Genomic DNA, 25,066 nt, shown 5'->3' on the forward strand with positions numbered 1-25,066 from the left:
CAGCCCGCCTGGGCTAGCCCTGCAGGGCGGCCCGGGCGGCGACGAAGGCGTCGACCGCACGGTTGACGTCCTCGGTGGAGTGCGCCGCCGAGAGCTGGACGCGGATGCGCGCCTGGCCCTGCGGGACGACCGGGTACGAGAAGCCGATCACGTACACGCCGCGCTCCAGGAGCAGCTCGGCCATGCGCCCGGCCTCGGCCGCGTCGCCGATCATGACGGGGGCGATGGCGTGGTTGCCGGGGAGGATGTCGAAGCCCTCCTCGGTCATCCGCGAGCGGAACAGGGCGGTGTTGGCGTTCAGCCGCTCGCGCAGGTCGCCGGCGGACTCCAGCAGGTCGAGGACCTTGAGGGAGGCGGCGGCGATCACCGGGGCGAGGGTGTTGGAGAACAGGTACGGGCGCGAGCGCTGGCGCAGCAGGGCGACGATCTCGGCGCGGGCGGCCACGTAGCCGCCGGACGCGCCGCCGAGGGCCTTGCCGAGGGTGCCGGTGATGATGTCGACGCGGTCCATGACGCCGTGCAGCTCGGGGGTGCCGCGACCGCCGGGGCCGACGAAGCCGACGGCGTGCGAGTCGTCGACCATGACCATGGCGTCGTAGCGCTCGGCCAGGTCGCAGATCTCGTCGAGCGGGGCGACGTAGCCGTCCATGGAGAACACGCCGTCGGTGACGATCAGCTTGCGCCGGGCGCCGCCGGAGGCGGCCTCCTTGAGCTGCTGCTCCAGGTCGGCCATGTCGCGGTTGGCGTAGCGGAAGCGGCGGGCCTTGGACAGGCGGATGCCGTCGATGATGGACGCGTGGTTGAGGGCGTCGGAGATGACGGCGTCCTCGGGGCCGAGGATCGTCTCGAACACGCCGCCGTTGGCGTCGAAGCAGGAGGAGTAGAGGATCGTGTCCTCCTGGCCCAGGAAGGTCGAGATCCGGGCCTCGAGCTCCTTGTGGACCTCCTGCGTGCCGCAGATGAAGCGGACGGAGGCCATCCCGTAGCCCCAGCGGTCCAGCGCCTCGTGGGCGGCGGCGATCACCTCGGGGTGGTCGGCGAGGCCGAGGTAGTTGTTGGCGCAGAAGTTCAGCACCTCGCCGGGGCGGCCGCCGGCGGTGACCTCGACGGTGGCGGACTGGGGGGTGCCGATGACCCGCTCGGGCTTGTGGAGTCCGGCCTGCCGGATCTCGTCGAGGGTGGTGCGCAGGTCGTCGCGTACAGAGTCGAACATGTCAGGCTCCCGTGGTCCAGTCGAGAATGATCTTGCCGCCCTTGCCGGACGCGGCGTCGTCGAAGGCCGCCTCGAAGTCGGTGTGGTGGTAGCGCCCGGTGATCACCGGGGCGAGGTCGAGGCCGCCCTCCAGGAGCACCGACATCGCGTACCAGGTCTCGAACATCTCCCGGCCGTAGATGCCCTTGATGGTGATCATCGAGGTGACGATCTTCGCCCAGTCGACGGCGAAGTCCTCGGCGGGCAGGCCGAGCATGGCGATCTTTCCGCCGTTGGTCATGTTGGCGACCATGTCGCGCATGGCGCGCGGGTTGCCGGACATCTCCAGGCCGACGTCGAAGCCCTCCTTGAGGCCGAGGGTGCGCTGGCCGTCCGCGATGGTCTGCTCGGCGACGTTGAGGGCGAGCGAGACGCCGGCCTTGCGGGCGAGGTCGAGGCGCTCCTCGCTGACGTCGGTGATCATCACGTGCCGGGCGCCGGCGTGCTTGGCGACGGCGGCGGCCATGATGCCGATCGGGCCCGCGCCGGTGACCAGCACGTCCTCGCCGACCAGCGGGAAGGACAGGGCGGTGTGCACGGCGTTGCCGAAGGGGTCGAAGATCGCGGCGACGTCGAGGTCGACGGGGACGCGGTGCACCCACACGTTGGCGGCGGGCAGCACGACGTACTCGGCGAAGGCGCCGTCACGGCCGACGCCGAGGCCGACGGTGGCGCGGCACAGGTGGCGGCGGCCGGCCAGGCAGTTGCGGCACTTGCCGCAGACGAGGTGGCCCTCGCCGCTGACCCGGTCGCCGACGTCGATGTCGACGACGTCCTTGCCGACCTCGACGACCTCGCCGACGAACTCGTGGCCGAGGGTGAGCGGCGTGGCGATGGTCCTCTGCGCCCAGCCGTCCCACGAGCGGATGTGGAGGTCGGTGCCGCAGATGCCGGTCCGCAGGACCTTGATGAGCACGTCGCCGGGGCCGGCCTCCGGCTCCGGCACGTCCGTGAGCCAGAGTCCCGGCTCCGCCTTCAGCTTGACCAGCGCCTTCAATGCAATGGCTCCCGATGTGCGTGTCCTGTGACCTGGGGGTCGGGGCACGGCTGTGCTCCCAAGATCCCTGGAAGAAATCTTCCCTACGGCACGCTCGCGGTCCATCGAGGTTTTCTTAAGCGCGGCCCAAGCTGGGCTTCACGCCCCAGGCCGGAGGGCCCCGGGCGTCAACGTCCCAGGACCGCCATCGCCGCATTGTGGCCGGGGATGCCGCTGACCCCGCCGCCGCGCACCGCGCCCGCGCCGCAGAGCAGCACGTTGGGCCGTTCGGTCTCCACGCCCCAGCGGCCGGTGGCCTCGGTGGCGTACGGGAAGGACAGGTCGCGGTGGAAGATGTGGCCGCCGGGCAGCCGCAGGTCGCGTTCCAGGTCGAGCGGGGTCTTGGCCTCGATGCACGGCCGGCCGTCGGCGTCGCGGGCGAGGACGTCGGCGATCGGCTCGTCCAGGCAGGCGTCGAGCTGGGCCAGGGTCGCGGCCAGCAGCTGCTCGCGGGCGGCGTCGTTGTCGGCGGCGAACAGCCGGGCGGGGGTGTGCAGTCCGAACAGGGTGAGGGTGTGGAAGCCCTGTGCGGCGAGTTCGGGGCCGAGGATCGACGGGTCGGTCAGGGAGTGGCAGTAGATCTCGGAGGGCGGGGCGCTGGGCAGCCGCCCGGACGCGGCCTCCTGGTAGGCGGTGGCGAGCTGTCCGTACCCCTCCGCGATGTGGAAGGTGCCGGCGAACGCCTCGCGCGGGTCGACGGACCGGTCGCGGAGCCGGGGCAGCCGGGTGAGCAGCATGTTGACCTTGAGCTGCGCGCCCTCGGCGGGCTCCGGGGCCGGGTCGCCGAGCAGCGCGGCGAGGGCCTGCGGGGAGGCGTTCACGAGGACGTGCTCGGCCGCGGCGACGCCCTCGCCGTCGGCGGTGCGGTAGACGACCTCGGCCTGGGCGCCGTCGGTGTCGATGCGCACGGCCTCGTGCCCGGTGAGGATCTCCGCGCCGGCGGAACGGGCGGCGGCCGCGAGGGAGTCGGTGAGGGCGCCCATGCCGCCGACGGGGACGTCCCAGTCGCCGGTGCCGTTGCCGATGACGTGGTAGAGGAAGCAGCGGTTCTGCAGGAGGGTCGGGTCGTGGGCGTCGGCGAAGGTGCCGATGAGCGCGTCGGTGAGGACGACGCCGCGGACCAGGTCGTCGTCGAAGTTCTTCTCGACCGCGACGCCGATGGGCTCCTCGAACAGCATCCGCCAGGTCGCCTCGTCGTCCAGCCGGGCCCGCAGGTCGGCGCGCCGGGGCAGCGGTTCGGTGAGGGTGGGGAAGATCCGGCGGGCGGCGTGCGCCGTCGCCCCGTAGAAGCGCTCCCATGACTCGTAGGCCCGGTCGGAGCCGGTGAGCGCGGCGAAGGAGGCGCGGGTACGCGCGGGGTCCGCGACGAGCAGGCCGCCGTCGCCCTGCGGCGTGTACGAGGAGACGGTCCGCTTGCGCACGGCGAACCGCAGCCCGAGGTCGTCCACGATCTTCTTCGGCAGCAGGGAGACCAGGTACGAGTACCGCGAGAGGCGGGCGTCCACCCCGGCGAACGGCCGGGTGGAGATCGCCGCTCCCCCGGTGTTGCCGAGCCGTTCGAGTACGAGCACGCTCCTCCCGGCCCGGGCCAGATAGGCGGCGGCCACCAGTCCGTTGTGTCCCGCGCCGACGACCACGACGTCGTACGCGTGCAGTGAGGGCTTCCCAGGTGCGGTCATGTCTCTTGCTAACACGCGGAGATCGCCGGCGGTACCCCGCGTGCGCACGGCGCCGGGCCGGAACGGAAGCGACCGGTCCGTCGTGCCGAAGCGGCCGGTCCGTCACCTGGACGTCGCGCCGGGGCCGTCAGCCGGTGGCGGCGACCTGCCGGCGGAGGGCGGCGACGTGCCGGTACAGCTCGACGGCCTCGGCGTGCCGGCCGAGCTGCTCCAGGCAGTGGGCCTCGTCGTTGCGGCTGGCCAGGGCGTCGGGGTGGGCCGGGCCGAGGACCCGGTCGCGGGCCTCGGCGACCTGCCGGTACGCGCCGAGCGCGTCCGCCCAGCGGCCGAGCCAGCCGAGACCGACGGCGACCTCGCGCCGCGAGACCAGGGTGTCGGGGTGGTCCGCGCCGAGCACCCGCTCGCGCAGGGCGCAGACGTCGCGGGACTCCTGCAGGGCCTCCTCCCAGCGGGCGAGGCGGCCCAGGTTGACGCCGAGGCCGTGCCGGGCGCGCAGGGTCTCGGGGTGCGCGGGGCCGTGCACCCGGGTCCGGGCGGCGACCAGTTCCCGGTAGAGGTCCAGGGCCTCGGCGCTGCGCCCGAGCCGGCCGAGGCAGATGCCGACCTCGTAGCGGGCGGCGAGCGTGTCGGGGTGGTCGGCGCCGAAGACCGCGCCGCGGGCGGTGGCCACCTCGCGGTACGTGTGCAGGGCGTCGGACCAGCGGCCCAGCCGGCCGAGCGTGTACGCCACCTCGTACTTGGTGACCAGCGTGTCGGGGTGCGTGGCGCCGAGCAGCCGGGCGCGCGCGTCGGCGACGTCCTGCGCCGTGCGGTACGACTCCTCCAGGCGGCCGAGGCGGCCCAGGTTGAACGCCAGGTTGTGGCGGCAGCGCAGGGTGTCGGGGTGGTCGGGGCCCATGGTCCGCTCGCGGGCGGCGAGCACGGAGGCGTACACCTGGTGCGCCTCGGCGTGCCGGCCGAGGCGGCCGAGCACGTACGCGGTCTCCTGCCGGGCGGCGAGGGTGTCCGGGTGGTCGGGGCCGAGGGTTCGCTCGCGGCCGTCGGCGACGTGGGCGAACTCGCGGAGCGCGTCCGCGGCGTTGCCGGTCCGGCTGAGCGTGAAGCCGACCTCGTAGCGGCTGGTGAGGGTGTCGGGGTGGTCGGCGCCGAGGGCCCGCTCGCGTTCCTCGGCGACGGCCCGGTGCACCTCGCCGGCCTCGTCCCAGCGGCCGAGCCGGCCGAGGCTGAGCCCGGCGTTGTGCCGGCTGGCGAGCACGGACAGCAGCTCGGGCGAGGGCGTGGGCCGCTCGGCGGGGGCGGCGCCCGGGAGTTGGACCGGCGGCGGCATGACCGGGGAGGTCCACTCCCCGGTGAGGCCGGCGGTGGGGTCGTACGGGGTGGCGTGCAGCGCCGCGAGGGAACTCCCGGCGGCCTTGTGCCCGGTGGTCATGCCCCGCGTCCAGTCGGGCAGCCGGGACTCCGGCGAGGGGGCCGGGGGATGAACCGACGGGGTGTGGCCGGGGTGGGAGTGGTCGGGGTGGGGATGGCCGGGCTGGGAGTGGCCGGGGGGCGTGGCCTGGGCGGGGACGCGCGGGGGGTGCTGCGGAGGGACGTACGGCAGGACCGGGACGGGGACGCCCGCCGGGTGGCCGCCGGTCGTGCCGGAACGCTCGGCGGCGATGCGGTGGCACAGTTCGGCCGCGTCGTCCGGGCGGCCCTCGGGCGTCTTGGCGAGCAGGTCGAGGACGAGCCGCTCCAGGAAGTCCGGCAGTTCGGAGCGGTGCTCGCGCAGCGGGACCGGCGGGGTGTCGCGGTGGCCGACCAGGACCGCCCAGGCGTCGTCGAGGTCGAAGGGCGGCACACCGGTGGCGATCTCGTACAGGACGCACCCCAGCGAGTAGAGGTCGCTGCGGTGGTCGACCTCCGCGCCGCTGATCTGCTCCGGCGACATGTAGTGCGGGGTGCCCATGGCGATGCCGGTGCCGGTGAGGCGCGAGGTGAAGCCGATGTCCGCGCCGAGGCGGGCGATGCCGAAGTCGCAGATCTTCACCGCGCCGTCGGTCAGCCGCATGATGTTCGCCGGCTTCAGGTCGCGGTGCACGATGCCCTGGCGGTGCGTGTACGCGAGGGCGTCCGCGACCTGCTCCGCGATGTCGACCACGTCGGGCACGGGCAGCGGGGCCTGCTTGTTCTCCTCAAGAAGCTGGCTGAGGTTGCGCCCCTCGAGGAGTTCCATGACGAGGAAGAGCACCCCGTCCGACTCGCCGAAGTCGTGGACGACGGTGACCCCCCGGTGCTGGAGGGAGGCGGCGACCCGGGCCTCGCGGCGGAAGCGCTCGCGCAGCACCTTGACGAAGTTCTCGTCGCTGCGGTTGTGCTGCGGCCCGAGCGGTTTGAGGCACTTGACGGCCACGCTGCGGCCGAGGGACTCGTCGACGGCGCGCCACACCTCGCCCATGCCGCCGCGCCCGATCCGTTCGAGCAGTCGGTACCGGCCCTGGATCAGCCTGGTGTCCGCCATCGCGTGCTGTCGCCCCCGTCGCTTGCTTCCCTGCTGCGCCCTCCCCGGCCCGACCAGTATGGCCGCCGCCCTGTGCAGTTTGAACGGGGCGGGCCGCGTGGCGACCCGGAGTCGCGCCATCGCGCTCAACCTGTGACCGACCGGCGACCTCCCGGACGGCCCGTCGGGGCACGTCGCGCTGCCCGGCCCGCCGGGCCTCGCGGGCGCGTCCGGCGGGCCGGGCGACGGGCGGGCGACGGTACTTCGTCCCACGAATTTTCGGGGTCCGGAATGTTACCGTGCCGGGGTGGCAAAGCATGATGAAGGCCGGATGGCCATGGCGACCGCACTGGTGCGGTCCACGTTTCTGGTGAACGCCGTGTACGCGGAGTCGGCGCGGGAGTACGGGCTGACTCCGCAGCAGGGGCAGTTGCTGTGCGTACTGATGGCCCAGCCGCACGGCATGGGCGAGTTGGGCGCGATGCTGCGGCTCGCCAAGTCCAGTCTGACCGGCCTGGTCGACCGCACGGAGCGCAACGGCCTGGTGCGCCGGGAGCCGGATCCGGGCGACCAGCGCGCGGTGCGGGTCGCGCTGACCCCCGAAGGGGCCCGGCTCGCCGAGGAGTTCTACGTGGGTGCCTGCCGGCGGATCGAGGAGCTCCCGGCCGGGCTGAGCGACGAGGAACGCGGGACGCTCGTGGCGCTGCTCGGCCGCGTGGTGCGGGACAACGCGGTTCCGGAACTCTTCGGGGAGCCCGACGACGCACGCTGAGAGCGGTCTGCCGCATCTTGTGCCCGACAACAGAAAAGATTGCAGTTCGCATCACGAACTACTATGGTTCGTAGTGCGAACCACACTGGTTCGCGGAACGAACTGTCACTCTTGTCTGCATGGGGAGCACATCATGAGTCGTACGGTCGCAGTCATCGGCGGGGGCTACGGCGGGTCCTCGGTCGCCAAGGCGCTGGACACCGAGGCCGAGGTCGTCCTGATCGATCCGCGGGATGCCTTCGTCAACGCGGCGGGCTCGCTGCGGGCCCTGGCCCGGCCGGACTGGGCGGGCAACGCCTTCTTCCCGTTCGACACGCTGCTGGCGCGGGGCGAGGTGATCCGGGAGCGCGCCGTCTCGGCCGATCCGCGCGGCGTCACCCTCGCCTCGGGCCGCCGCGTCGACGCGGACTACCTCGTCCTGGCCACCGGCTCGAGCTACGCCTACCCGGCCAAGCCCGAGGCCGACTCCACCGCCGAGGCGCTGGACGCCCTGCGCCTCAGCCACAAGGAACTGGACGCCTCCGCACGGGTGCTGATCCTCGGGGCCGGGCCGGTCGGCCTGGAACTGGCCGGCGAGATCCGCGAGGTCTGGCCGGACAAGGAGATCACCGTCGTCGACCCGGCCCCCCGCCTGCTGCCCGGCTTCCGGCCGGAGCTGCGCGAGGACCTGCACCGGCAGCTCGACGAGCTCGGCATCCGGCTGCGCCTCGGCTCGGCGCCGATCGCGCCGCCCGCCACCCCTCCGGGCCGCTCCGGGACCTTCACCCTCACCACCGGGGACGGGAGCGAGCTGACCGCCGACATCTGGTTCCGCGCGCACGGCGTGAGCGTCAACAGCGGCTTCCTCGCCGACGGCGGGCTCACCGGGCTCACCGCGCGGGGCCAGGTGCCGGTCACCGAGACGCTCCAGGTCCGGGGCCACGAGCACGTGTACGCGGTCGGCGACCTCACCGACCTGGACGAGGCCAAGATGGCCGGGTACGCGATGCAGCACGCCGAGGTCGTGGCGCGGAACATCGCCGCCCAGCTGCGCGGCGAGCGGCCCACGGCGGTGTACCGGCCCGCGGCCGAGCCGATGATCCTGCTGCCGCTCGGCACGCGGGGCGGCGTGGGGCAGCTGCCCTCGCCCGACGGCCCGGACGTCGTCACCTCCGACACGGTCTCCGCGTACAAGGGCACCGACCTGTTCACCGGCCGCTTCGCCGAACTGTTCGGCACCGCCCGTTCCTGAACGAGCCCGGAAAGGCAGCCCCTTGAACGCATCAGACGCCTCGCACGCCTCGCACACCTCGCAGGCACCACCGCTGCCCGCGCCGCTCTTCGGCTTCGGGACGCCCACCGGGATTCACGAACTGCCGGACCTGCTGCGGCTGACCCGGCAGGCCGACCGCGAGGGACTCGACCTCTTCTCGCTGTCGGACCACCCCTACCTGGGCGGGCGGGTGGACGCGTACGCGACGCTCGGCTTCGTCCTCGGCCGCACCGAGCGGATCACCGGCTTCGCCAACGTCACCAACCTGCCGACCCGGCCAGCGCCGATGCTGGCCCGCATGGTCACCTCGCTGTCGGCGCTCTCGGAGGGCCGGGTCGTCCTCGGCCTGGGCGTCGGCGGCCTGTGGGACCGGATCACCGCGATGGGCGTGGACCGGCTCTCCCCCGGCGATGCGGTCGCCGCCTTCGAGGAGGCGATCGTCCTGGTCAAGTCGCTCGCGGGCGGAGGCCCGCCGGTCACCCACCACGGCCGCTTCTACCGGGTGGTGGGCATCGAGCCCTCGCCGCTGCCCGCTCCCCCGGTGTGGACCGGCTCGGTCGGCCCCAAGTCCCTGGCCGTCACCGGCCGGGTGGCGGACGGCTGGCTGCCCGGACACGCGGCGGACTGGCTCAGCGCGCGGTACCGGGAGTCCCGGCCGCTGGTCGACGAAGCCGCGGCCGCGGCGGGACGCGACCCGCGCGAGGTCCGCACCGTGTTCAACTTCCCCGGCGCGATCACGGACCGGCCGCTCGCGGCGACCCGTGACGACGAGGGCCGCTGGATCGGCGGCTCCGTCGGCCAGTGGGTCGAGGAGCTGACCGGAGCGGTCCTGGAGCACGGGGCGTCGGGCTTCGTCCTCTTCACCCGCGACCACGGCCACGCCGACCTCACCACTCTCGGCCGCTGGGCCGCGGAGGTCGCCCCGGCCGTGCGCGAGGCGGTGGCGAAGGAGCGCGGCTGACGACCGGTCCGGCCGGCGGCGGGGCGGGGGCGGCTCAGCCGATGGTGACGACGCGGGCCCAGTCCGGTGGAGCCGTCGGCCGGTACTCACCGGAGTGCTCCAGCCGCCCCGTACGGAGCGGCCGGGGGAACAGGCCGACCACCGTCCGGCAGGGCGGGGCCGCCGTGGGCCAGGGCGTCTGACCGTCCGTCAGGGCGACCAGGACGTCCGGCCGCGGCGCGCTCCGCAGCGCCCGGGCGAACCCCTCGCGCAGGTCCGTCCCGCCCCCGCCGACCAGCGGGATGCCCTCGGCCCGGCACAGGGGGTGGACGACGCCGGCGGCGGCGTCGCAGGACAGCACGCTGATCAGATCGCGCCGGCCGCCCACCGCCCGGGAGATCGCGGCGACCTCCAGGAGCGCGCTGCCCAGCTCCGCGTCGCTGACCGAACCCGAGGTGTCGATGATCACCGACACCCGGGGCGGCCGGCTCCGCAGGCTCGGCAGGACGACGCCCGGCAGGGAGACGGCACGGCGCGCGGGCCGCCCGTACGTGTAGTCCGTCGCCACCCCGGCCCCGGCGGCCGCCGAGCGCAGCGCCGCGCCGAGCAACTGCCGCCAGGGCTGGGGCGGATGGAAGACCTCCTCGGCCCAGCGCTGCCAGCCCCGGGGCGCGTCCCCGGGCCGTCCGGTGATGGCCTGCGTGACCCGGAACCGCACCTCGTCCTGCTCCTGCTCGCTGAGCCCGTCGGCGCCGTCCGGGCCGAGGTCCCACTCCCGCTCCAGGCCGTCCGCGCCGCTGCCGCAGTCGAGCCAGGCGGCGAAGCGGTCCAGCCACGGACCGAGCCGGAACTGACGGAGGTAGTCCTCCATCAGCTCCCCCTCGTCGAGCCCCAACAGCCGCGGTTCCACGGCTCCTTCGGGGCGTGCGAGGCCGTCGCCGTACACGTCGTCGTTGATCTCGCAGTCCGCGGCGATGTTCATCCGCAGCCGGTCGCCGGCGCCGGTGAGACCGCGCTGCCGCGCCAGGCGGTCGCTGCGGCCGTGATGGTCGCGGAGCAGGTGCGAGACCTCGTGCACCCAGACGCCCGCGAGTTCCTCGACCGGCGTCCGGGCGACGAAGGCGGCCGAGACGTAGCAGCGCCAGTACCGGTCGACGGCCATCGTCGGCACCCGGCCGGACTCCACGACCGTCAGCGCGAACAACGCCGTGGCGAGGTACGGGCGGACACGGACGGCGTGCAGGCGAGCGGCGAAGAGCTTGTCCCGGTCCAGGGCCGGCTTCCCGGCCCCCGTCCCGGTCATCGGCGCGCCCCCGCCGTCCCGGCGGCCTCCGACACCCGTGCCACGGAGCGGTCCGCGCGGCGGGACAGCTCCACGGCGCCCGCCAGTCGCTCGATCGCCTCCGGGACGTCCCACTCCTCCTGCCGGAGCGAGGCGAGGGTGGTGGCGGGGACGACGACGAGGTCCGGGGCGCCGGTCTCCAGCGCGCGCACGAGCACGGCCCAGGCCGCGTCCCAGCGGGCCTTGTCCGGTCGGGCCCGGACCGCTTCCACCACCCCTTCGAGCGTGGCCTGCCTGCGGTCGCCGCGTTCCGGCAGTTCGGCGTTGTCCGGGTCGGCGAGCAGGAGTTCGGGGTCGGGCAGGTCCACGCGGTCGAGGCAGGCGAGCATCTCGAGACCGGGACCGTCTCCGACGGTGCCGCGGACGAGCAGCGACAGCACGTCGCGGGAGGAGCCGGCGGCGGTCGCGAAGGCGATCAGCCGCAGCGTCATGTCCCAGCTCCGGGGCGAGGGCCACGCCCCGCCCCGCCGGGTCTCGGTGCCGGGCAGCCGGTGCACGAGGGCAGGGCGGGCGGTGAGCAGTCCGCACACGGCGCGGCGTGCGAAGTCCACGGCGTCCGCGAGCCGTTCGGGGTCGAGCCGGGGCAGGGTGGCCCGCGGCCAGGTTCCGCCGAGGCCGCGGACGACGACCTCCTGGTCGTGGGTCCACTGCAGGTGGACGAACCGGTTGGCGAGGGGCGGGCTCAGCTCCCAGCCGTCGGCGGCCGAGGAGCGCGGGTTGGCGGCGGCCACGATCCGGACGCCGGGCGGCAGCCGGAGCGAACCGATGCGGCGCTCCAGGACCAGCCGGAGCAGCGCGGCCTGCACGGCCGGGGGCGCGGTGGACAGCTCGTCCAGGAACAGCAGCCCCCGTCCGGCCCGTACGAGCCGGACCGCCCAGTCCGGCGGCGCGAGCGGCACGCCCTGGACGGCGGGGTCGTCGCCGACGATGGGCAGTCCGGAGAAGTCGGACGGTTCGTGCACGCTGGCGATGACGGTGGTCAGCGGCAGGTCGAGGGTGTCGGCGAGCTGCGTCAGGGCCGCGGTCTTCCCGATGCCGGGCTCGCCCCAGAGCAGCACGGGCAGGTCCGCGGCGACGGCCAGCGTCAGCGCCTCCAGCTGGGTGTCGGGGCGCGGCTCGGTGGTGGTGTCTTGGAGCAGGGCCAGCAGACGGTCGGCGACGTCGAGCTGGGAGAGCGGCGGTGTGGCGGCGGGAGGGGGAGCGGCGGAGGTGGAGGAGGTCATGCGGCATCACCTGAGGGTGTGAGAAGGAAGGCTCGGAGGGGCCGGAGGTCGGCATCCGGGCCGAGGGAAGGGGACGGGGAGTACCGGGCGGGCCCGGTCCGGTCGAGACGGGTGTGGTGCGCTTCGAGGGCTGTCCCGCCGAGGTGTCTGCTGTGCTTCCTCTGTCGGTCGTGGGCCCGGGGTACCGGCGCGCGCCCGGTGGGTCGGGTCAGCCGGTGTGGGCGCGGCGCGGCCGTGCGCGGTGGGCCGGGTCGGGCGGTGTGGGCGCGGCGCGGCCGTGCGTGGTGGGCCGGGTCGGGCGGTGTGGGCCGGTCAGGCTGAGTGGGCCGGGTCAGGCGGGGTGGGCGCGGCGCGGCCGTGTGCGGTGCCGGGTGGGGCGGGGTGGCGGCTGGGGGCCCCGGGGAGAGCCGGCGGGTGGGTCGACGAGGCCGGCGCGGTAGAGGCCGTACGTGACGCGTCGGCGTGCCGCGTTCTCCAGCGCGTCGCGCAGCGGGCCGGGGCGCAGGACCGCGTCGGGGCCGAGCAGGCCCTCGACGACGGCGAGCGCCCCGGCGGTGTCGCCGTGGTCCAGGCGCTCGCGGACCCCGCTGAGGCCGTCGGGGCGGCGGTGGGCCTCGTCGATGGCCCGCAGGCAGGGCAGCGGCGTGCCGGACAGCGCGACGAGCAGCTCCTCGCGCCGGAGTTCGGCGGGGTCGTGGTCCAGGGGTGCGAGCACCCCGTCGACCAGGGCGATGCGGTGGCGGGCGCCGCGGCAGTCCACGATGCGCGGTGCGCCGGCCCGGTCCGGTGCCGGGCGCGTACCGGTGGGCGGGCCGTGGCCGGGCACGAGGGCGGCGGCGACCAGCGGATGCAGCCGGTCGGCCTCGATCGCTCCGGCGCGGAGCAGTTCCACGTCGGGCGGCACCCAGGTCGCGGCATCGGGCAGCAGGGGCAGCGACTCCCCCGGGACGGGGTCGCCGCCGATGACGAGCCGCCGGCTCCCGGCACGTACGGCGACGGGCCCGTCGGGCCGTCCCTCGGCGGCCAGCAGGAGCGCGGCCTCGTCGGCCCACCGGTCGACGGCGCGGCGGCACAGTTCGTGCGGGACGTCGTCGGACGGGTCGCCGGTCCCGGCCCTGAGCCGCAGTTCGCCGGCCCGGCGGGCGTCCCACAGATGCCGGTGCAGGTCGAGGCGGAACCGTCGGCTGGGCCGGGGATGCGGGTGGCGGGCGGCCTGCGCGTCGTCGCGGGAACCGTCCCACACCGTGAGGACGAGCCGCTGGCCGGCGTCCGCCCAGGCGGGCGCGGTCCGCACCACCAGCCACAGGGGCGGCGGCCCGGACCCCGGCCGCTCCGGCGGCTCGTACCGGGCGAGCGGCACGGTGAGGCCGGGGCGCAGCAGCCCGTCGGGGGCGACCCTGGGCAGGTGCCAGCGCAGGAGGTCGGGCGCCAAGTGCCGCAGGTCGTCGCGGAGTCGGGCCTTGAGCTCGTGCCCGTGGGTGCGTGCCACGGCCCGCAGGTCGAGGTCGACGTCGTATCCGGCGGCGGCGCAGGCGCCCGCCCAGTCCCCGACGCGGCGGCGCGCGGTGGCGGTCTCGATCATGGTGGTCGGCACGGCGTAGGCACGCACGCGCGACCAGAAGGAAGTCCGGGGATCCCCGTTCGCGTGGTGAGAGTTCATCAGCACTCACCTGTTGCGGACGGGACCCCCAATCCGGAGAAGAGGAAGGTCGTCATCGGGGCGATCCTATGCACAGCCACGCCGTCCCGTCGCGTGAATTCCGCGTCACCGCCATAGGATGCGCGGACCAAGGGGGTGGTCACGATGGGACGAGCGCTGCGGATGCCGGCGGTCGCGCTGCTGACGCTGCTCTCGGCCGTCTCCTGCGGGAGCGCCGAGCGGGGGCCGGAGGAAAAGGGTCCGGCCTGCGCGGTCAGCCGGAAGACCGAGCCGGTCACCGCCCGCTTCCCGTCCTTCGGGCCGCTGCGGTCGGCGTCGTGGTGCGGGTACCCGCTGGGCGGCGGCGACGGCGACCGGCTCGGGCCCCCGGGGCCGACCGACGTCCGGTTCGTCGGCCTGTTCGAGGCCGTGGACGAGAAGGCCGTGCGCCGGGACCTGGACGATCCCGCGCTGCGCTTCGAGGCCGCGACGCCGCCCGCCGACCTGCCCGCCGAGGTGCGGGCCCTGCTGCCCGCCGGGGCGGAGTGGCGGGCCAGCGCACGGGTCGATGCGACGATCGCGGCGGACAGCGGCAGGTTCTACTACGACCGGCGCAGCGGCCGGGTGCTCTTCGACTGCGTGAATCCGCGCCGGCAGGACGCCTCGCCCGCCCCGGCCCAGTGACCGGGCCGGGGCCGGCCGCGGCTACCAGTTGCCGCGCAGCCAGGCGTCGAACGACAGCAGCTCAGGGAACCTCTCGCGGAGTGCGGGGACGTCGGCACGGTAGCCGTGCTCGTCGAGCCAGCCGAACATCTCCGCCAACTCAGGGCTGTGCGGCCGTACTTCCTCCACCGACTGGTGCCTGATGCGGGTGGGGACGCCGTCGATCCGGGTGAACGCCTCGGCGACCTGACGTATGGTCAGTTCGTCTCCGGCGATCTCGAGCCTCACTCCCGCGAACTCGTCCGGCCGGGCGAACGCCTCCGCCGCGATCCGGCCGATGTCGGCCACCGCGATCATCTGCAGGGAGGTGTCGGGGGCCAGGGCGATCGCGCCGACGCGCTCGCGGCCTCCTGCCGCGACGAGCCGCGTCCAGTTCTCCATGAAGAACGTCGGGCGCAGCACGGTCGCCGGGATGCCGAGGGCGGCGACGGACGCCTCGATCCGCGCCTTGGTCTCGAAGTGCGGCACGCCCGACTTCCGGTCCGCGCCGCCGACGGAGCTGTACACCAGGTGTTCGACGCCCGCGGCCGCCGCGGCCTCCGCGACGTTCTCGCCCCGGCGGACCTCGATGCCGGGGCGGGGGTCAGCCAGGTCGGGCTGCACGCTGAAGACGCCGTGGGCCCCGCGCGCCGCCGCGCGCAGCGACTCCGGGTCGTCGAGGTCCCCGAGGACGAGGTCCGCGCCGAGCGCCTGGAGGTCCCTGGCCGCCTGCCGGTGCGGGTCGCGGACGAGCGCGCGTACGGTCCAGCCGTCGTCGAGCAGCATGCGGGCGACGGCGCCGCCCTGGGCGCCGGTCGCGCCCGTCACGAGGATGGTCCTGCCCTGGGTCACTGTGCGGTCCTTCCGGAGAGCGGTCGGGGTATTCGGGTCGTGCGGGTTGCCGCGGCTCGGGCCGGGCGGTCGTCAGTCACGGGGGCGCGCCGCGCGGGGCGGTCAGTCACGGGGGCGCGCCGCGCGGGGCGGCGGGAGCTGGCCCGCGACGATGGCGGCGAGGGCGAGGGCGAAGCCGACGAGCTGCACGGGCCCGAGCGTCTGGCCGAGCAGCAGCGCCCCCAGCACCGCCGCGACCAGCGGGGACAGCAGGACGAGGACGGCGACGGAGGTCACCGGCAGGCTGGTGAGGCCGCGGAACCACAGGACGAAGGCGAGCAGCCCGCCGACGAGGCCGAGCCAGAGGTAGCCGAGCGCGGCCGGGGCGTCGATCGCGGGCGGCGCGCCTTCGGCCAGGAAGGTGACCGGCACGAGGAAGAGCCCGCCGGCCGTGAGCTGCCAGCCGGCGAAGGCCGTCGGGCCCGTGCCGGCGGGGCGGCCCCAGCGGCGGGTGAGGGTCACGCCCAGGGCCATGGAGGCCGCGCTGCCGAGGCCGGCCGCCACGCCGACCGCGTCCAGCGCCGCGTCCGGGCCGAGGACCACCAGTCCGACGCCGGCCATGCCGCCGAACCCCCAGCCGAGCCGCCAGAGCGTGAGCCGCTCCCGCAGGACGCCCGTGGCGAGCAGGGCGACGGCGAGCGGTTGCGCCGCCGCGAGGGTGGCGGCCACACCGCCGGGCAGCCGTTCGGCGGCGACGGTCAGCAGCGGGAAGGTCAGGCCGATGTTCAGGACGCCGAGCACCGCGGCCCGCCCCCACCAGGTCCGGCCGCGCGGCAGCGTCCGGCCGATCGCCAGCGCGATCAGTCCGGCGGGCAGGGCGCGCAGCAGTCCGGCGAAGAACGGGTGACCCGGCGGGAGGAGCTCGGTGGTGACGACGTAGAAGGTGCCCCAGGAAAGGGGTGCGAGGGCCGTCAGCAGGGCGGCGGGGCCGACCCCGGCGACCGCCCGCTGCTCCGTGGTACTGGTCATGCCCGCAGTCTCGCGGCGCGGCGATCAATGAGTCCAACACATGTTTGTCAGCTCATCGATCGTGATCCACGATGGATCGATGGAACTCCAGCAGCTGCGGTACGTCGTCGCCGTCGCCGAGACGAACAGCTTCACGCGCGCCGCCGAGCGGTGCCTCGTCGTCCAGTCCGCGCTCAGTCACCAGGTCGCCCGGCTGGAACAGGAGCTGGGGACGCGGCTGTTCGAGCGCACCAGCCGGCGGGTGCGGCTGACGCCGGCCGGAGCCGCGTTCCTGCCCGCCGCCCGTCAGTGCCTGGAGGCCGCCGAGCGGGCGGCCGCGGAGGTGGCCGCGGCGGTGGGCGAGGTGCGCGGCAGGCTGGCGGTGGGGCTGATCCCGACGGTCGCCGCGGTCGACATCCCGGGCGCGCTGCGCGCGTTCCGCGGCCGGTATCCGCAGGTCCGCATCGGGTTGCGGGTGGGCCCGAGCGACGAGCTGACGGAGCAGGTCCGGGAGGGGACGGTGGACGTGGCTTTCCTCGGCCTGCCGGCCACGGCCCGGCCGCAGGGCGTGGTCGCCCGGGAACTCGGCCGTGACCCGCTGGTGGCCGTGGTGGCCCCCGGTCATCCGCTGGCGGGCGAGCCGGTGGTCGAGCTGGGCCGGCTGGCTGCCGAGGTGTTCGTGGACCTGCCGGCCGGGACCGCGGGGCGGCTCCAGTCGGACCAGGCGTTCGCCGCGGCGGGGCTGCGGCGCGAGGTCGCCTTCGAGGTGACCACGGCGGACTCCCTGATGGCCCGGCTCGTCGGGGAGGGCCTGGCGGTGGCGCTCCTGCCCTCCCGGTACGCGCCGCGCCTGGCCGGCGTGACGACGGTGGCGGTCGCCGACGCGCCCGAGCGCGTGGAGTACGCGGTGTGGAGCCGGGACGGCCGTACTCCGGCGGCGACGGCCTTCCTCACCGCCGTCGGCATCGACCCGGAGGCGGGCGAGGCCCGCCCGGCGCCGCCGCAGGAGCCACCGTCCGTGTGAGCGGCACCCGGCCCGGTGTGCATCCGGTCACACGGGACTCTGCCAAACTAGTAGGACGTCCTAGTATCTGTCGTGTCCCACTCCTCCCCCGGGAAGGTCCACATGACCGCTCTCCACCGTCCTGTGCACCCCGTCCGCCTGGTCACCGCCTCGGCGCTGTTCGACGGACACGATGCCTCGATCAACATCATGCGGCGGATCTTCCAGTCCCAAGGCGCCGAGGTGATCCACCTCGGCCACAACCGCTCGGTGCAGGAGGTGGTGGACGCGGCGCTGGAGGAGGACGTGCACGGCGTCGCCGTCTCCTCGTACCAGGGCGGGCACGTGGAGTACTTCGAGTACCTCGTCCAGTCGCTGCGCGAGCGCGGCGCGGACCACATCCGCGTGGTGGGCGGCGGGGGCGGCGTGATCGTCCCCGAGGAGATCACGCGGCTCCGCAGCAGCGGCGTCACCATCTTCTCGCCCGAGGACGGCCAGCGCATGGGCCTCGCCGGGATGATCAACTCGGTGGTCCGGGACTGCGACTTCGACCTCTGGGACGGCAAGCCGGCGGACGCCGCCGCGGTCGTGGCGGGCGACCGGTTCGCGGTCGCCCGCGCCATCACCGGCGCCGAGCTCGGCAAGCTGTCCCCCGACTTCCTGGACCGGCTGCGGGCCGCCGCGGCGGGGCGCGTCACCCCCGTGCTCGGCATCACGGGCACCGGCGGCTCCGGCAAGTCGTCGCTGACCGACGAACTCGTCCGCCGGCTCCGCGTCGACCAGCAGGACAAGCTGCGCGTCGCGGTGATCGCGGTCGACCCGACGCGCCGCCGCGGCGGCGGAGCGCTGCTCGGCGACCGGATCAGGATGAACTCCCTCGACGGGGACCGGATCTTCTTCCGCAGCCTCGCCACCCGCGGCAGCCACGAGCTGCCCGAGCACCTGTCCGACGTGATCGACGTGGTCAAGGCCGCCGGGTTCGACCTGGTGATCGTGGAGACGCCGGGCATCGGCCAGGGCGACGCGGCGATCGTGCCGTTCGTCGACACCTCCCTGTACGTGATGACGCCGGAGTTCGGCGCCGCCTCGCAGCTCGAGAAGATCGACATGCTCGACTTCGCCGACGTCGTGGCCATCAACAAGTTCGAACGCCGCGGCGCCAAGGACGCTCTGCGCGACGTGGCGCGCCAACTGGTCCGCAACCGCGAGGCGTTCGACAAGCGGCCGGAGGACATGCCGGTGTTCGGCACCTCGGCCGCCACCTTCAACGACGACGGCGTCACCGCGCTCCACCAGTACCTCAAGACCGCACTGGCCGAGCAGGGCCTCGCCCTCGACGAGGGCACGCTGGCGCCGGTCGACGTCCGCCACTCCTCCGGGATCCGGCAGGTGGTCCCCGCCGACCGGGTGCGCTACCTCACCGAGATCAGCACGACGGTGCGCACGTACCACGCGGAGACCGAGCGGCTCGCCGAGGCGGCCCGCCGGGTGCAGCGCCTGGACGCGGTCAAGTCCGAGCTGGTCCAGGCCGGTTCGGACGCCGACAACGTCGACGCGCTGCTCGCCGACGCCGTCAGGCGGCTCCCGCACGAGGTGGCCGAGCAGATCGAGGGCTGGGCGGCCGTCGTGGAGGCGTACTCCGGCGACGAGCAGGTCGTGGTCGTCCGCGACAAGGAGATCCGCACCAAGCTGACCCGCGAGTCCCTGTCCGGCAACAAGATCCCGCGGGTCGCTCTGCCCCGGTTCACCGACCACGGCGAGCTGGTGCGCTTCTGGCGCCGCGAGAACCTGCCCGGCCGCTTCCCCTTCACCGCCGGTGTCTTCCCGTTCAAGCGCGACGGCGAGGACCCCGCGCGGATGTTCGCCGGCGAGGGCGACCCGTTCCGCACCAACCGCCGGTTCAAGCTGCTGTCCGAGGGCCAGCCGGCGACCCGGCTCTCCACCGCCTTCGACTCGGTCACCCTGTACGGCCGCGACCCCGGCGAGCGCCCCGACATCTACGGCAAGGTCGGCACCTCCGGCGTCTCCGTCGCCACGCTGGACGACATGAAGGCGCTGTACGACGGCTTCGACCTGATCGCCCCGACGACGTCGGTGTCCATGACGATCAACGGCCCGGCCCCGACCGTGCTGGCGTTCTTCCTGAACACGGCCATCGACCAGCAGCTCGACAGGTTCCGCGCCGCCGAGGGCCGCGAGCCCTCCGCCGAGGAGGCGGCCGAGCTGCGCGCCCACGCGCTCGCCACCGTGCGCGGCACGGTCCAGGCGGACATCCTCAAGGAGGACCAGGGCCAGAACACCTGCCTGTTCTCCACCGAGTTCTCGCTGCGGATGATGGCCGACATCCAGGAGTGGTTCATCGCGAACAAGGTCCGCAACTTCTACTCGGTGTCGATCTCGGGCTACCACATCGCCGAGGCCGGCGCGAACCCGATCAGCCAGCTCGCCTTCACGCTCGCCAACGGCTTCACGTACGTCGAGACCTACCTGGCCCGCGGCATGGACGTGGACGACTTCGCCCCGAACCTGTCGTTCTTCTTCTCCAACGGCATGGACCCCGAGTACTCCGTCCTCGGCCGCGTCGCCCGCCGCATCTGGGCGGTGGCGATGAAGGAGAAGTACGGCGCCAACGAGCGTTCCCAGAAGCTGAAGTACCACGTCCAGACCTCCGGACGCTCCCTGCACGCGCAGGAGATGGACTTCAACGACATCCGCACGACGCTGCAGGCGCTCATCGCCATCTACGACAACTGCAACAGCCTGCACACCAACGCCTACGACGAGGCCGTCACGACCCCCACCGAGGAGTCGGTCCGCCGCGCCCTGGCGATCCAGCTGATCATCAACCGGGAGTGGGGCCTGGCGATGAACGAGAACCCCCTCCAGGGGTCGTTCATCATCGACGAGCTCACCGACCTGGTCGAGGAGGCCGTGCTCCAGGAGTTCGAGCGCATCAGCGAGCGCGGGGGCGTGCTCGGCGCGATGGAGACCGGCTACCAGCGCGGCCGCATCCAGGACGAGTCGATGCTCTACGAGCAGCGCAAGCACGACGGCACCCTGCCGATCATCGGCGTCAACACCTTCCGCAACCCGCACGCGGACACCGCCGAGCTCGGCGCCGTCGAACTCGCCCGCGCCACCGAGCAGGAGAAGCAGTCCCAGCTGGAGCGGGTGCGGGACTTCCAGAACCGTCACCAGGACCGGGCCCAGGCGGCGCTGGCCGCCCTCAAGGAGGCCGCGGTCAGCGGCGAGAACGCCTTCGCCGTGCTGATGGACGCCGCCCGGGTCTGCACCCTCCAGCAGATCACCGAGGCGTTCTTCGAGGTCGGCGGTCAGTACCGCCGCAACGTCTGACGCCACCGCCGCCGGCGCGGTCCGGCGCGCCCACGACGAGCCCCGTCCCCGCGGTCGATCCCGCCGGGCCGGGGCTCGTCCCGTCCCCGCACCCGGGGGCCGTTGCCCGCCGTCGAGCGCCATGAGAGGTTTTGAGCATCCATCAAGATCCGCGAATGGCAGGTACCGCTCGATGTACACGACAGGGCTCGCAGAGGCCCGCATCGACGAGACGAGCAACATCCTGGTCGCGCCGGCGGCCTTGCACGACGAGGACGCGATCAGGGACTTCTTCGGCTCCGTGATCACGCCGGAGGACCTGGCCTCCGGCTCCCCCGGCCTCGCGCGGAAGACCGTCTACCTGTGTGGCGACCTGTCCGGGATCAGCGGCCACCGACTGCGGGCGGCCGACCGGGTGTTCGTCGTCCGGGAGCTCGCGCACGGGTATCGCGAGGACGCCGACGAGCCGTGGACGGTCGTCGGCCTCGGCCGCGTTCCCCGCCGCGTCCACGGCGTCGGCGTGTACTACCCTCGCTTCTTCGGGCTCGACGCCGATCACTTCGGACGGATCGGCGCGGAGCACGCCTTCCAGTCCCTGACCGAGTCCACCAAGCCGGGCACCGCCCGCCGCAGCGGCATCTATCTCACGCCGGTCACCCGGCACGGCGACGAACTGCGTTTCCGCCTGCTCCGCTGCTCGACCAACTTCTCGGGCCCGACGGAGAACTTCGGCCCGACCGACACGCGCATCGTCGAGGAGCTGAACCGCGAGGCCGCCGCCGTCTTCAGGGACCAGGCGCCCCTCAATCACGTGCTCGCGCAGATCTACCACAACACCCTGGCCACGACCGAGCGCAAGCAGTCCAAGGCGAAGATCTCGGCCCACGCCGACAAGACCAAGGACATGCCCGTCAACGGCATCATGGCCTTCTGCACCTTCTACGACGGCCTGGACAAGCTGGAGCCCCTGGCCGAGGACCCCTTCGACCACGGTGTGAAAGGCTCCAGCGGGCTGACCCGACTCCGCTTCCGCCTCAAAGAACCGAGCGAGGAACGGGACGGGTTGCCCTCCCACTTCACGCTGACGCTCCACCCCGGCTCGGTGTTCTTCATGCCGCTGTCCACCAACCGCCTGTACACGCACGAGATCCGGCCCTCGGCGCTGGACGCCGAACTGCTCCCGACCCGCCTGGGATACGTGGTGCGCTGTTCGAGCACCGAAGCCGTGCACAGAGACGGCCACACGTTCCTCACGAGGGGAGCGGACCGGGTGAGGCTGGAACCTCCCACACCGGCCGGCATGGACGAGCTGCGCCGGCTGTACGCCGAGGAGAACAGAAGCTCGTCCTTCGTCGATTACGGCGACCGGTTCCTCTTCAGCATGAACACGGGGGACTACCGTGCGCCCCGGCTCTAGGATCTCGGACGAGTTCCTCACGTACGCAGTGCCCGCCGAGGAGAACCTCTTCGCGGAGCTGTTCGCGTCGACCCGGTGGGAGGACGTGGGAAAGGGCCGACGAGGCGCCGTGCTCACCAGGACCGACGAGTCGGGCGCCGTGCCTCTCGTCCGTACGACCACGCGCTACAGCAGCCCGCCGCAGCTTTTCCGGCCGGTGCACGAACGGCTGGCGCAACGGGTCCGGGAACGCGCGGGACTCCCCGTCGCCTTCGACAACGCCCTCATCGAGACGTACACGAACGCCTACCGGACCATGGGCAGCCACTGCGACCAGGCACTCGATCTGGCCGACGACTCGTCCATCGCCGTCTTCTCCTGCTACGAGTGTCCCGAAGCGGGCCCGCCGCGCAAGCTGATCGTCGCCTCGAAGGAGTCCCCCGGCGAGACGGTGGACATCCCCCTCGCCCACCACAGTGTCGTCGTGTTCTCCGTCGCCGCGAACCGGCGGCTGAGGCACAAGATCGTGCTGGACTCGAGCGCCCCTCCGGCCGACAACCGGTGGCTCGGCGTGACGTTCCGAACGTCGAAGACCCTCCTCCGCTTCCGCGACGGACAGGCGCATCTCCCGCAGGGCACGCCCCTCACACCGGCCGACGACGAGCAGAGGCGCGCCTTCTACCGGCTGCGGCGCCGGGAGAACGACGAGACGGATTTCGTGTACCCGCCGCTGACGTACACGATCAGCGAGAGCGATCTGATGCCGCCCGTCTGACCCGGCCGAAGCCCGCGGGCACGGTCGGTCAGCGGCGGACGCGGGGCATGCCGAGGCCGATCCAGGAGATGATCTCGCGCTGGATCTCGTTGTTGCCGCCGCCGAAGGTGAAGATCACGGCCGAGCGGTAGCCGCGTTCGAGTTCGCCGTGCAGGACCGCGCCGGCCGAGCCCTCCTTCAGGGCGCCGGCCGCGCCGACCACCTCCATGAGCCAGGCGTAGGCGTCGCGGCGGGCCTCGGAGCCGTAGACCTTGACCGCGGAGGCGTCCTGCGGGGTGAGCGTGCCGTCCTTGACCGCCGCGACCATCTGCCAGTTGAGGAGCTTCATCGCGTCGAGCCGGGCGTGGGTGCGGGCGAGCCGGCCGCGCACCCACGGGAGGTCGATGACGCGGGAGCCGTCGGCGAGCTTGGTGTCGGCGGCCCAGCGCTGGACGTCGTGCAGCGCGCGGATCGCCATCGTGCCGTGCGCGGCGAGCGTGACCCGCTCGTGATTGAGCTGGTTGGTGATCAGCCGCCAGCCCTTGTTCTCCTCGCCGACCCGGTGCGAGACGGGGACCCTGACGTTCTCGTAGTAGCTGGCCGTGGTGTCGTGCGAGGCGAGGGTGTTGATCAGCGTGCAGGAGTAGCCGGGGTCGGACGTCGGGACGAGGAGCATGGTGATGCCCTTGTGCGGGGGCGCGTCCGGGTCCGTGCGCACGGCCAGCCACACCCAGTCCGCGGTGTCGCCGTTCGTCGTCCAGATCTTCTGGCCGTCGACGACGTACTCCTCCCCGTCGCGCACCGCCCGCGTCTTGAGGGCCGCGAGATCCGTGCCGGCGTCGGGTTCGCTGTAGCCGATGGCGAAGTCGATCTCGCCGGAGAGGATCCGGGGCAGGAAGTACGCCTTCTGCTCGTCCGTGCCGAACTGCATGATCGTCGGCCCGACGGTGTTGAGCGCCATCAGCGGCAGCGGGACGCCGGCCTGGGCGGCCTCGTCGAAGAAGATGAACTGCTCCATCGGCGTCAGGCCCCGGCCACCGTACTCCTCGGGCCAGCCGACCCCGAGCCAGCCGTCGGCGCCGAGCCGGCGGATCGTCTCCCGGTAGAACCGCTTCTGGGCGGCGGGGTCCGCGTACCGGGCGTGGACGTCGTCGGGGACGAGGGCGGCGAAGTACGCGCGCAGCTCGGCGCGCAACCGGTTCTGGGCGGGCGTGTACTCGAGGTGCATGCGGGCCTCCGTGGCGGCGTCCGGCATCCGGCGTCCGGCGGGACGGCGGCCACGGTAGAACGTGTTCCACAAATGCGGAAGCCCCGTGAAACGGGAAGGCCCCGCGAGAGGGGAAGCCCCGTGACATGGGAAGGCCCCGTGCGGGAACTGCGGCACGGGGGCGAAGAGCGGGGCGTCGCGGTCGTTGGGTGGCCTGGCCGGCCCCGACGCCCCGCGGAGATCAGGGCAGGAGCTCGTCGAGGCAGGCCCGGCCCTTCTCCGCCATGCGGCGCTCGGCCCAGGCGAGATTCTTCGGCGTGATGTCCCGGCCGGAGGCGAGGACGACGTCCTCGGCGCTGAATTCGCCCTCCGAGCCGGCGTGCAGCAGGTTGTCGGGCGTCGGACCCGGTCCGAGCGTCTTCTTTTCGGACTCAGCGTTCATGCCGCCTCCTCGTTCGTCCGCTTGCAGCCATTCTCAGGGCGGCGTCCGAGTCGCGCATCCGGTGCGGCGACGGCGGCAGGGAAAAATGGCGGGGCCGCGGCCCGGGCCCCGGCCGACGCGACGGCGACGGCGTGTCGGTCCGCTGTCGACGCCACGTCGACGGCCGGGGCGGGGGTGGGCGCAGACACGGCCTCACACCCTCAGGACTACACCCGCAGGCCCGTTCCCGCCCGTCCGGGGCGGCCGGTCGGCGCCCGCCCCGCTCTCCCCACCCCCGGATCACTCCCCGCGCGGGGGCTGTGACAGTGAGTGGTGCCGGTTGTGGGCCGTGGCGCGGACGCGCCGGGTCCGGCCGTGGACGGTGAGGAGTTCCAGGGCGGTGGCGTTGGACGACGACTCCGCGGTCTTGCGCTGGAGCCAGTCGGAGGCGCCGAGGAGGGCGTCCGGCCGCCAGGCCCGGCCGAGCGCGATGGCCCGGAACAGCGACCATTCCTGGAGGCGACGGGCGAGGAAGGGATGCTGCGCGCCGGTCGCCCCGGCCATCCCCTCGGCCCACCGCAGGTAGTCCGGCCGCAGGTGGAGGGCGGCGGCCCGGCGGTCCACGTGGCGGACGACGGCGGACTGGGCCATCGCGTGGTCCGGGTCCCGGAGGACCTCCGTGACGAGAGCGAACTCGTCGGCGTCCGCCACCCGTTCCAGCTCCGCCAGGTAGGCGGCGAAGCGGGCGTGCTCGGGGGGTGCCTCGTCGGTCTCCACGGTCGTGCCTTCCTCGCCTG

General features: G+C 73.6%; 20 protein-coding genes. 8 read left to right on the forward strand and 12 right to left on the reverse strand.

Going from position 1 to position 25,066, the window contains the following annotated elements; genetic code table 11:
- Positions 1–13: 13 nt before the first annotated feature.
- The 4 genes from ACNJ93_RS01250 to ACNJ93_RS01265 all read right to left on the reverse strand — a co-directional run bounded on the left by ACNJ93_RS01250 (position 14) and on the right by ACNJ93_RS01265 (position 6,467).
- Positions 14–1,213, reverse strand: coding sequence for a glycine C-acetyltransferase (locus ACNJ93_RS01250; protein WP_418955414.1), 1,200 nt, complete (start codon positions 1,211–1,213; stop codon positions 14–16).
- Between the two features lies 1 nt (position 1,214).
- Positions 1,215–2,249 carry an L-threonine 3-dehydrogenase gene (gene tdh, locus ACNJ93_RS01255; protein ID WP_418955415.1) on the reverse strand — a complete coding sequence of 345 codons (1,035 nt, stop codon included), beginning with the start codon at positions 2,247–2,249 and terminating at the stop codon, positions 1,215–1,217.
- A gap of 167 nt (positions 2,250–2,416) precedes the next feature.
- A complete protein-coding gene (locus ACNJ93_RS01260; RefSeq protein ID WP_418955416.1) occupies positions 2,417–3,967 on the reverse strand; it encodes a phytoene desaturase family protein in 1,551 nt (516 codons plus the stop codon).
- A 127-nt stretch (positions 3,968–4,094) separates the two neighbouring features.
- Positions 4,095–6,467 (reverse strand): tetratricopeptide repeat protein, encoded by a 2,373-nt coding sequence (locus ACNJ93_RS01265; RefSeq protein WP_418955417.1) that lies wholly within the window; start codon positions 6,465–6,467, stop codon positions 4,095–4,097.
- Positions 6,468–6,777: 310 nt separating this feature from the next.
- On the opposite strand from ACNJ93_RS01265, the gene ACNJ93_RS01270 reads away from it, so the two are divergent.
- The 3 genes from ACNJ93_RS01270 to ACNJ93_RS01280 all read left to right on the forward strand — a co-directional run bounded on the left by ACNJ93_RS01270 (position 6,778) and on the right by ACNJ93_RS01280 (position 9,431).
- A complete protein-coding gene (locus ACNJ93_RS01270) occupies positions 6,778–7,218 on the forward strand; it encodes a MarR family winged helix-turn-helix transcriptional regulator (protein ID WP_418961279.1) in 441 nt (146 codons plus the stop codon).
- 133 nt (positions 7,219–7,351) lie between these two features.
- The gene (locus tag ACNJ93_RS01275) at positions 7,352–8,449 is read left to right on the forward strand and encodes an NAD(P)/FAD-dependent oxidoreductase (RefSeq protein WP_418955418.1); all 1,098 of its coding nucleotides are present in this window, start codon (positions 7,352–7,354) and stop codon (positions 8,447–8,449) included.
- Positions 8,450–8,471: 22 nt separating this feature from the next.
- Entirely contained in the window at positions 8,472–9,431 is a 960-nt protein-coding gene (locus ACNJ93_RS01280; RefSeq protein WP_418955419.1) for an LLM class flavin-dependent oxidoreductase, read from the forward strand.
- Positions 9,432–9,465: 34 nt separating this feature from the next.
- Here the strand turns inward: ACNJ93_RS01280 and ACNJ93_RS01285 are convergent, their stop codons facing one another.
- From ACNJ93_RS01285 to ACNJ93_RS01295, 3 genes are all read right to left on the reverse strand, one after another.
- Positions 9,466–10,713 (reverse strand): DUF2201 family putative metallopeptidase, encoded by a 1,248-nt coding sequence (locus ACNJ93_RS01285; RefSeq protein WP_418955420.1) that lies wholly within the window; start codon positions 10,711–10,713, stop codon positions 9,466–9,468.
- Positions 10,710–11,975, reverse strand: coding sequence for an AAA family ATPase (locus ACNJ93_RS01290; RefSeq protein ID WP_418955421.1), 1,266 nt, complete (start codon positions 11,973–11,975; stop codon positions 10,710–10,712). Before ACNJ93_RS01290 ends, ACNJ93_RS01285 begins: the two co-directional genes overlap by 4 nt.
- A 331-nt stretch (positions 11,976–12,306) precedes the next feature.
- The gene (locus ACNJ93_RS01295; protein WP_418955422.1) at positions 12,307–13,635 is read right to left on the reverse strand and encodes a hypothetical protein; all 1,329 of its coding nucleotides are present in this window, start codon (positions 13,633–13,635) and stop codon (positions 12,307–12,309) included.
- A 144-nt stretch (positions 13,636–13,779) separates the two neighbouring features.
- Here ACNJ93_RS01295 and ACNJ93_RS01300 point away from each other — a divergent pair, with 144 nt between their 5' ends.
- Positions 13,780–14,298: a hypothetical protein gene (locus ACNJ93_RS01300; RefSeq protein ID WP_418955423.1), complete on the forward strand. Its 519-nt coding sequence runs from the start codon at positions 13,780–13,782 to the stop codon at positions 14,296–14,298.
- A 21-nt stretch (positions 14,299–14,319) separates the two neighbouring features.
- Here ACNJ93_RS01300 and ACNJ93_RS01305 read toward each other — a convergent pair whose 3' ends face one another.
- Complete coding sequence (locus ACNJ93_RS01305; RefSeq protein ID WP_418955424.1) at positions 14,320–15,168, reverse strand: NmrA/HSCARG family protein; 849 nt, start codon at positions 15,166–15,168, stop codon at positions 14,320–14,322.
- Between the two features lie 102 nt (positions 15,169–15,270).
- Entirely contained in the window at positions 15,271–16,176 is a 906-nt protein-coding gene (locus ACNJ93_RS01310; RefSeq protein WP_418955425.1) for an EamA family transporter, read from the reverse strand.
- A gap of 79 nt (positions 16,177–16,255) precedes the next feature.
- On the opposite strand from ACNJ93_RS01310, the gene ACNJ93_RS01315 reads away from it, so the two are divergent.
- The 4 genes from ACNJ93_RS01315 to ACNJ93_RS01330 all read left to right on the forward strand — a co-directional run bounded on the left by ACNJ93_RS01315 (position 16,256) and on the right by ACNJ93_RS01330 (position 22,662).
- A complete protein-coding gene (locus ACNJ93_RS01315) occupies positions 16,256–17,179 on the forward strand; it encodes a LysR family transcriptional regulator (RefSeq protein ID WP_418955426.1) in 924 nt (307 codons plus the stop codon).
- A gap of 102 nt (positions 17,180–17,281) precedes the next feature.
- Positions 17,282–20,512, forward strand: a complete 3,231-nt coding sequence (icmF, locus tag ACNJ93_RS01320; protein ID WP_418955427.1) for a fused isobutyryl-CoA mutase/GTPase IcmF — start codon at positions 17,282–17,284, stop codon at positions 20,510–20,512.
- A gap of 172 nt (positions 20,513–20,684) precedes the next feature.
- Positions 20,685–21,908 carry a hypothetical protein gene (locus ACNJ93_RS01325; protein ID WP_418955428.1) on the forward strand — a complete coding sequence of 408 codons (1,224 nt, stop codon included), beginning with the start codon at positions 20,685–20,687 and terminating at the stop codon, positions 21,906–21,908.
- Positions 21,892–22,662 carry a hypothetical protein gene (locus ACNJ93_RS01330; RefSeq protein WP_418955429.1) on the forward strand — a complete coding sequence of 257 codons (771 nt, stop codon included), beginning with the start codon at positions 21,892–21,894 and terminating at the stop codon, positions 22,660–22,662. The genes ACNJ93_RS01325 and ACNJ93_RS01330 overlap by 17 nt, the downstream gene beginning before the upstream one ends.
- Before the next feature lie 28 nt (positions 22,663–22,690).
- Here ACNJ93_RS01330 and ACNJ93_RS01335 read toward each other — a convergent pair whose 3' ends face one another.
- From ACNJ93_RS01335 to ACNJ93_RS01345, 3 genes are all read right to left on the reverse strand, one after another.
- On the reverse strand, positions 22,691–23,869 hold the full coding sequence (locus ACNJ93_RS01335) for an acyl-CoA dehydrogenase family protein (RefSeq protein WP_418955430.1): 1,179 nt from the start codon (positions 23,867–23,869) through the stop codon (positions 22,691–22,693).
- Positions 23,870–24,089: 220 nt separating this feature from the next.
- Positions 24,090–24,290, reverse strand: a complete 201-nt coding sequence (locus ACNJ93_RS01340; protein ID WP_418955431.1) for a hypothetical protein — start codon at positions 24,288–24,290, stop codon at positions 24,090–24,092.
- Positions 24,291–24,569: 279 nt separating this feature from the next.
- Positions 24,570–25,046 carry a hypothetical protein gene (locus ACNJ93_RS01345; RefSeq protein WP_418955432.1) on the reverse strand — a complete coding sequence of 159 codons (477 nt, stop codon included), beginning with the start codon at positions 25,044–25,046 and terminating at the stop codon, positions 24,570–24,572.
- Positions 25,047–25,066 lie beyond the last annotated feature (20 nt).

The sequence above is a fragment of the Streptomyces tritici genome, assembly GCF_048500665.1.
Taxonomy (GTDB): Bacteria; Actinomycetota; Actinomycetes; order Streptomycetales; family Streptomycetaceae; genus Streptomyces; species Streptomyces tritici.

What these genes read in the sequence shown, in the direction of transcription:
- ACNJ93_RS01270 (WP_418961279.1), top strand. Translation starts at nt 6,778, where the DNA reads ATGGCCATGGCGACCGCACTGGTGCGGTCCACGTTTCTGGTGAACGCC.
- ACNJ93_RS01260 (WP_418955416.1), bottom strand. Translation starts at nt 3,967, where the DNA reads ATGACCGCACCTGGGAAGCCCTCACTGCACGCGTACGACGTCGTGGTC.
- ACNJ93_RS01310 (WP_418955425.1), bottom strand. Translation starts at nt 16,176, where the DNA reads ATGACCAGTACCACGGAGCAGCGGGCGGTCGCCGGGGTCGGCCCCGCC.
- ACNJ93_RS01290 (WP_418955421.1), bottom strand. Translation starts at nt 11,975, where the DNA reads ATGACCTCCTCCACCTCCGCCGCTCCCCCTCCCGCCGCCACACCGCCG.
- ACNJ93_RS01295 (WP_418955422.1), bottom strand. Translation starts at nt 13,635, where the DNA reads ATGAACTCTCACCACGCGAACGGGGATCCCCGGACTTCCTTCTGGTCG.
- ACNJ93_RS01340 (WP_418955431.1), bottom strand. Translation starts at nt 24,290, where the DNA reads ATGAACGCTGAGTCCGAAAAGAAGACGCTCGGACCGGGTCCGACGCCC.
- ACNJ93_RS01335 (WP_418955430.1), bottom strand. Translation starts at nt 23,869, where the DNA reads ATGCACCTCGAGTACACGCCCGCCCAGAACCGGTTGCGCGCCGAGCTG.
- ACNJ93_RS01285 (WP_418955420.1), bottom strand. Translation starts at nt 10,713, where the DNA reads ATGACCGGGACGGGGGCCGGGAAGCCGGCCCTGGACCGGGACAAGCTC.
- icmF (WP_418955427.1), top strand. Translation starts at nt 17,282, where the DNA reads ATGACCGCTCTCCACCGTCCTGTGCACCCCGTCCGCCTGGTCACCGCC.
- ACNJ93_RS01300 (WP_418955423.1), top strand. Translation starts at nt 13,780, where the DNA reads ATGGGACGAGCGCTGCGGATGCCGGCGGTCGCGCTGCTGACGCTGCTC.
- ACNJ93_RS01250 (WP_418955414.1), bottom strand. Translation starts at nt 1,213, where the DNA reads ATGTTCGACTCTGTACGCGACGACCTGCGCACCACCCTCGACGAGATC.
- ACNJ93_RS01315 (WP_418955426.1), top strand. Translation starts at nt 16,256, where the DNA reads ATGGAACTCCAGCAGCTGCGGTACGTCGTCGCCGTCGCCGAGACGAAC.
- ACNJ93_RS01325 (WP_418955428.1), top strand. Translation starts at nt 20,685, where the DNA reads ATGTACACGACAGGGCTCGCAGAGGCCCGCATCGACGAGACGAGCAAC.
- ACNJ93_RS01275 (WP_418955418.1), top strand. Translation starts at nt 7,352, where the DNA reads ATGAGTCGTACGGTCGCAGTCATCGGCGGGGGCTACGGCGGGTCCTCG.
- ACNJ93_RS01265 (WP_418955417.1), bottom strand. Translation starts at nt 6,467, where the DNA reads ATGGCGGACACCAGGCTGATCCAGGGCCGGTACCGACTGCTCGAACGG.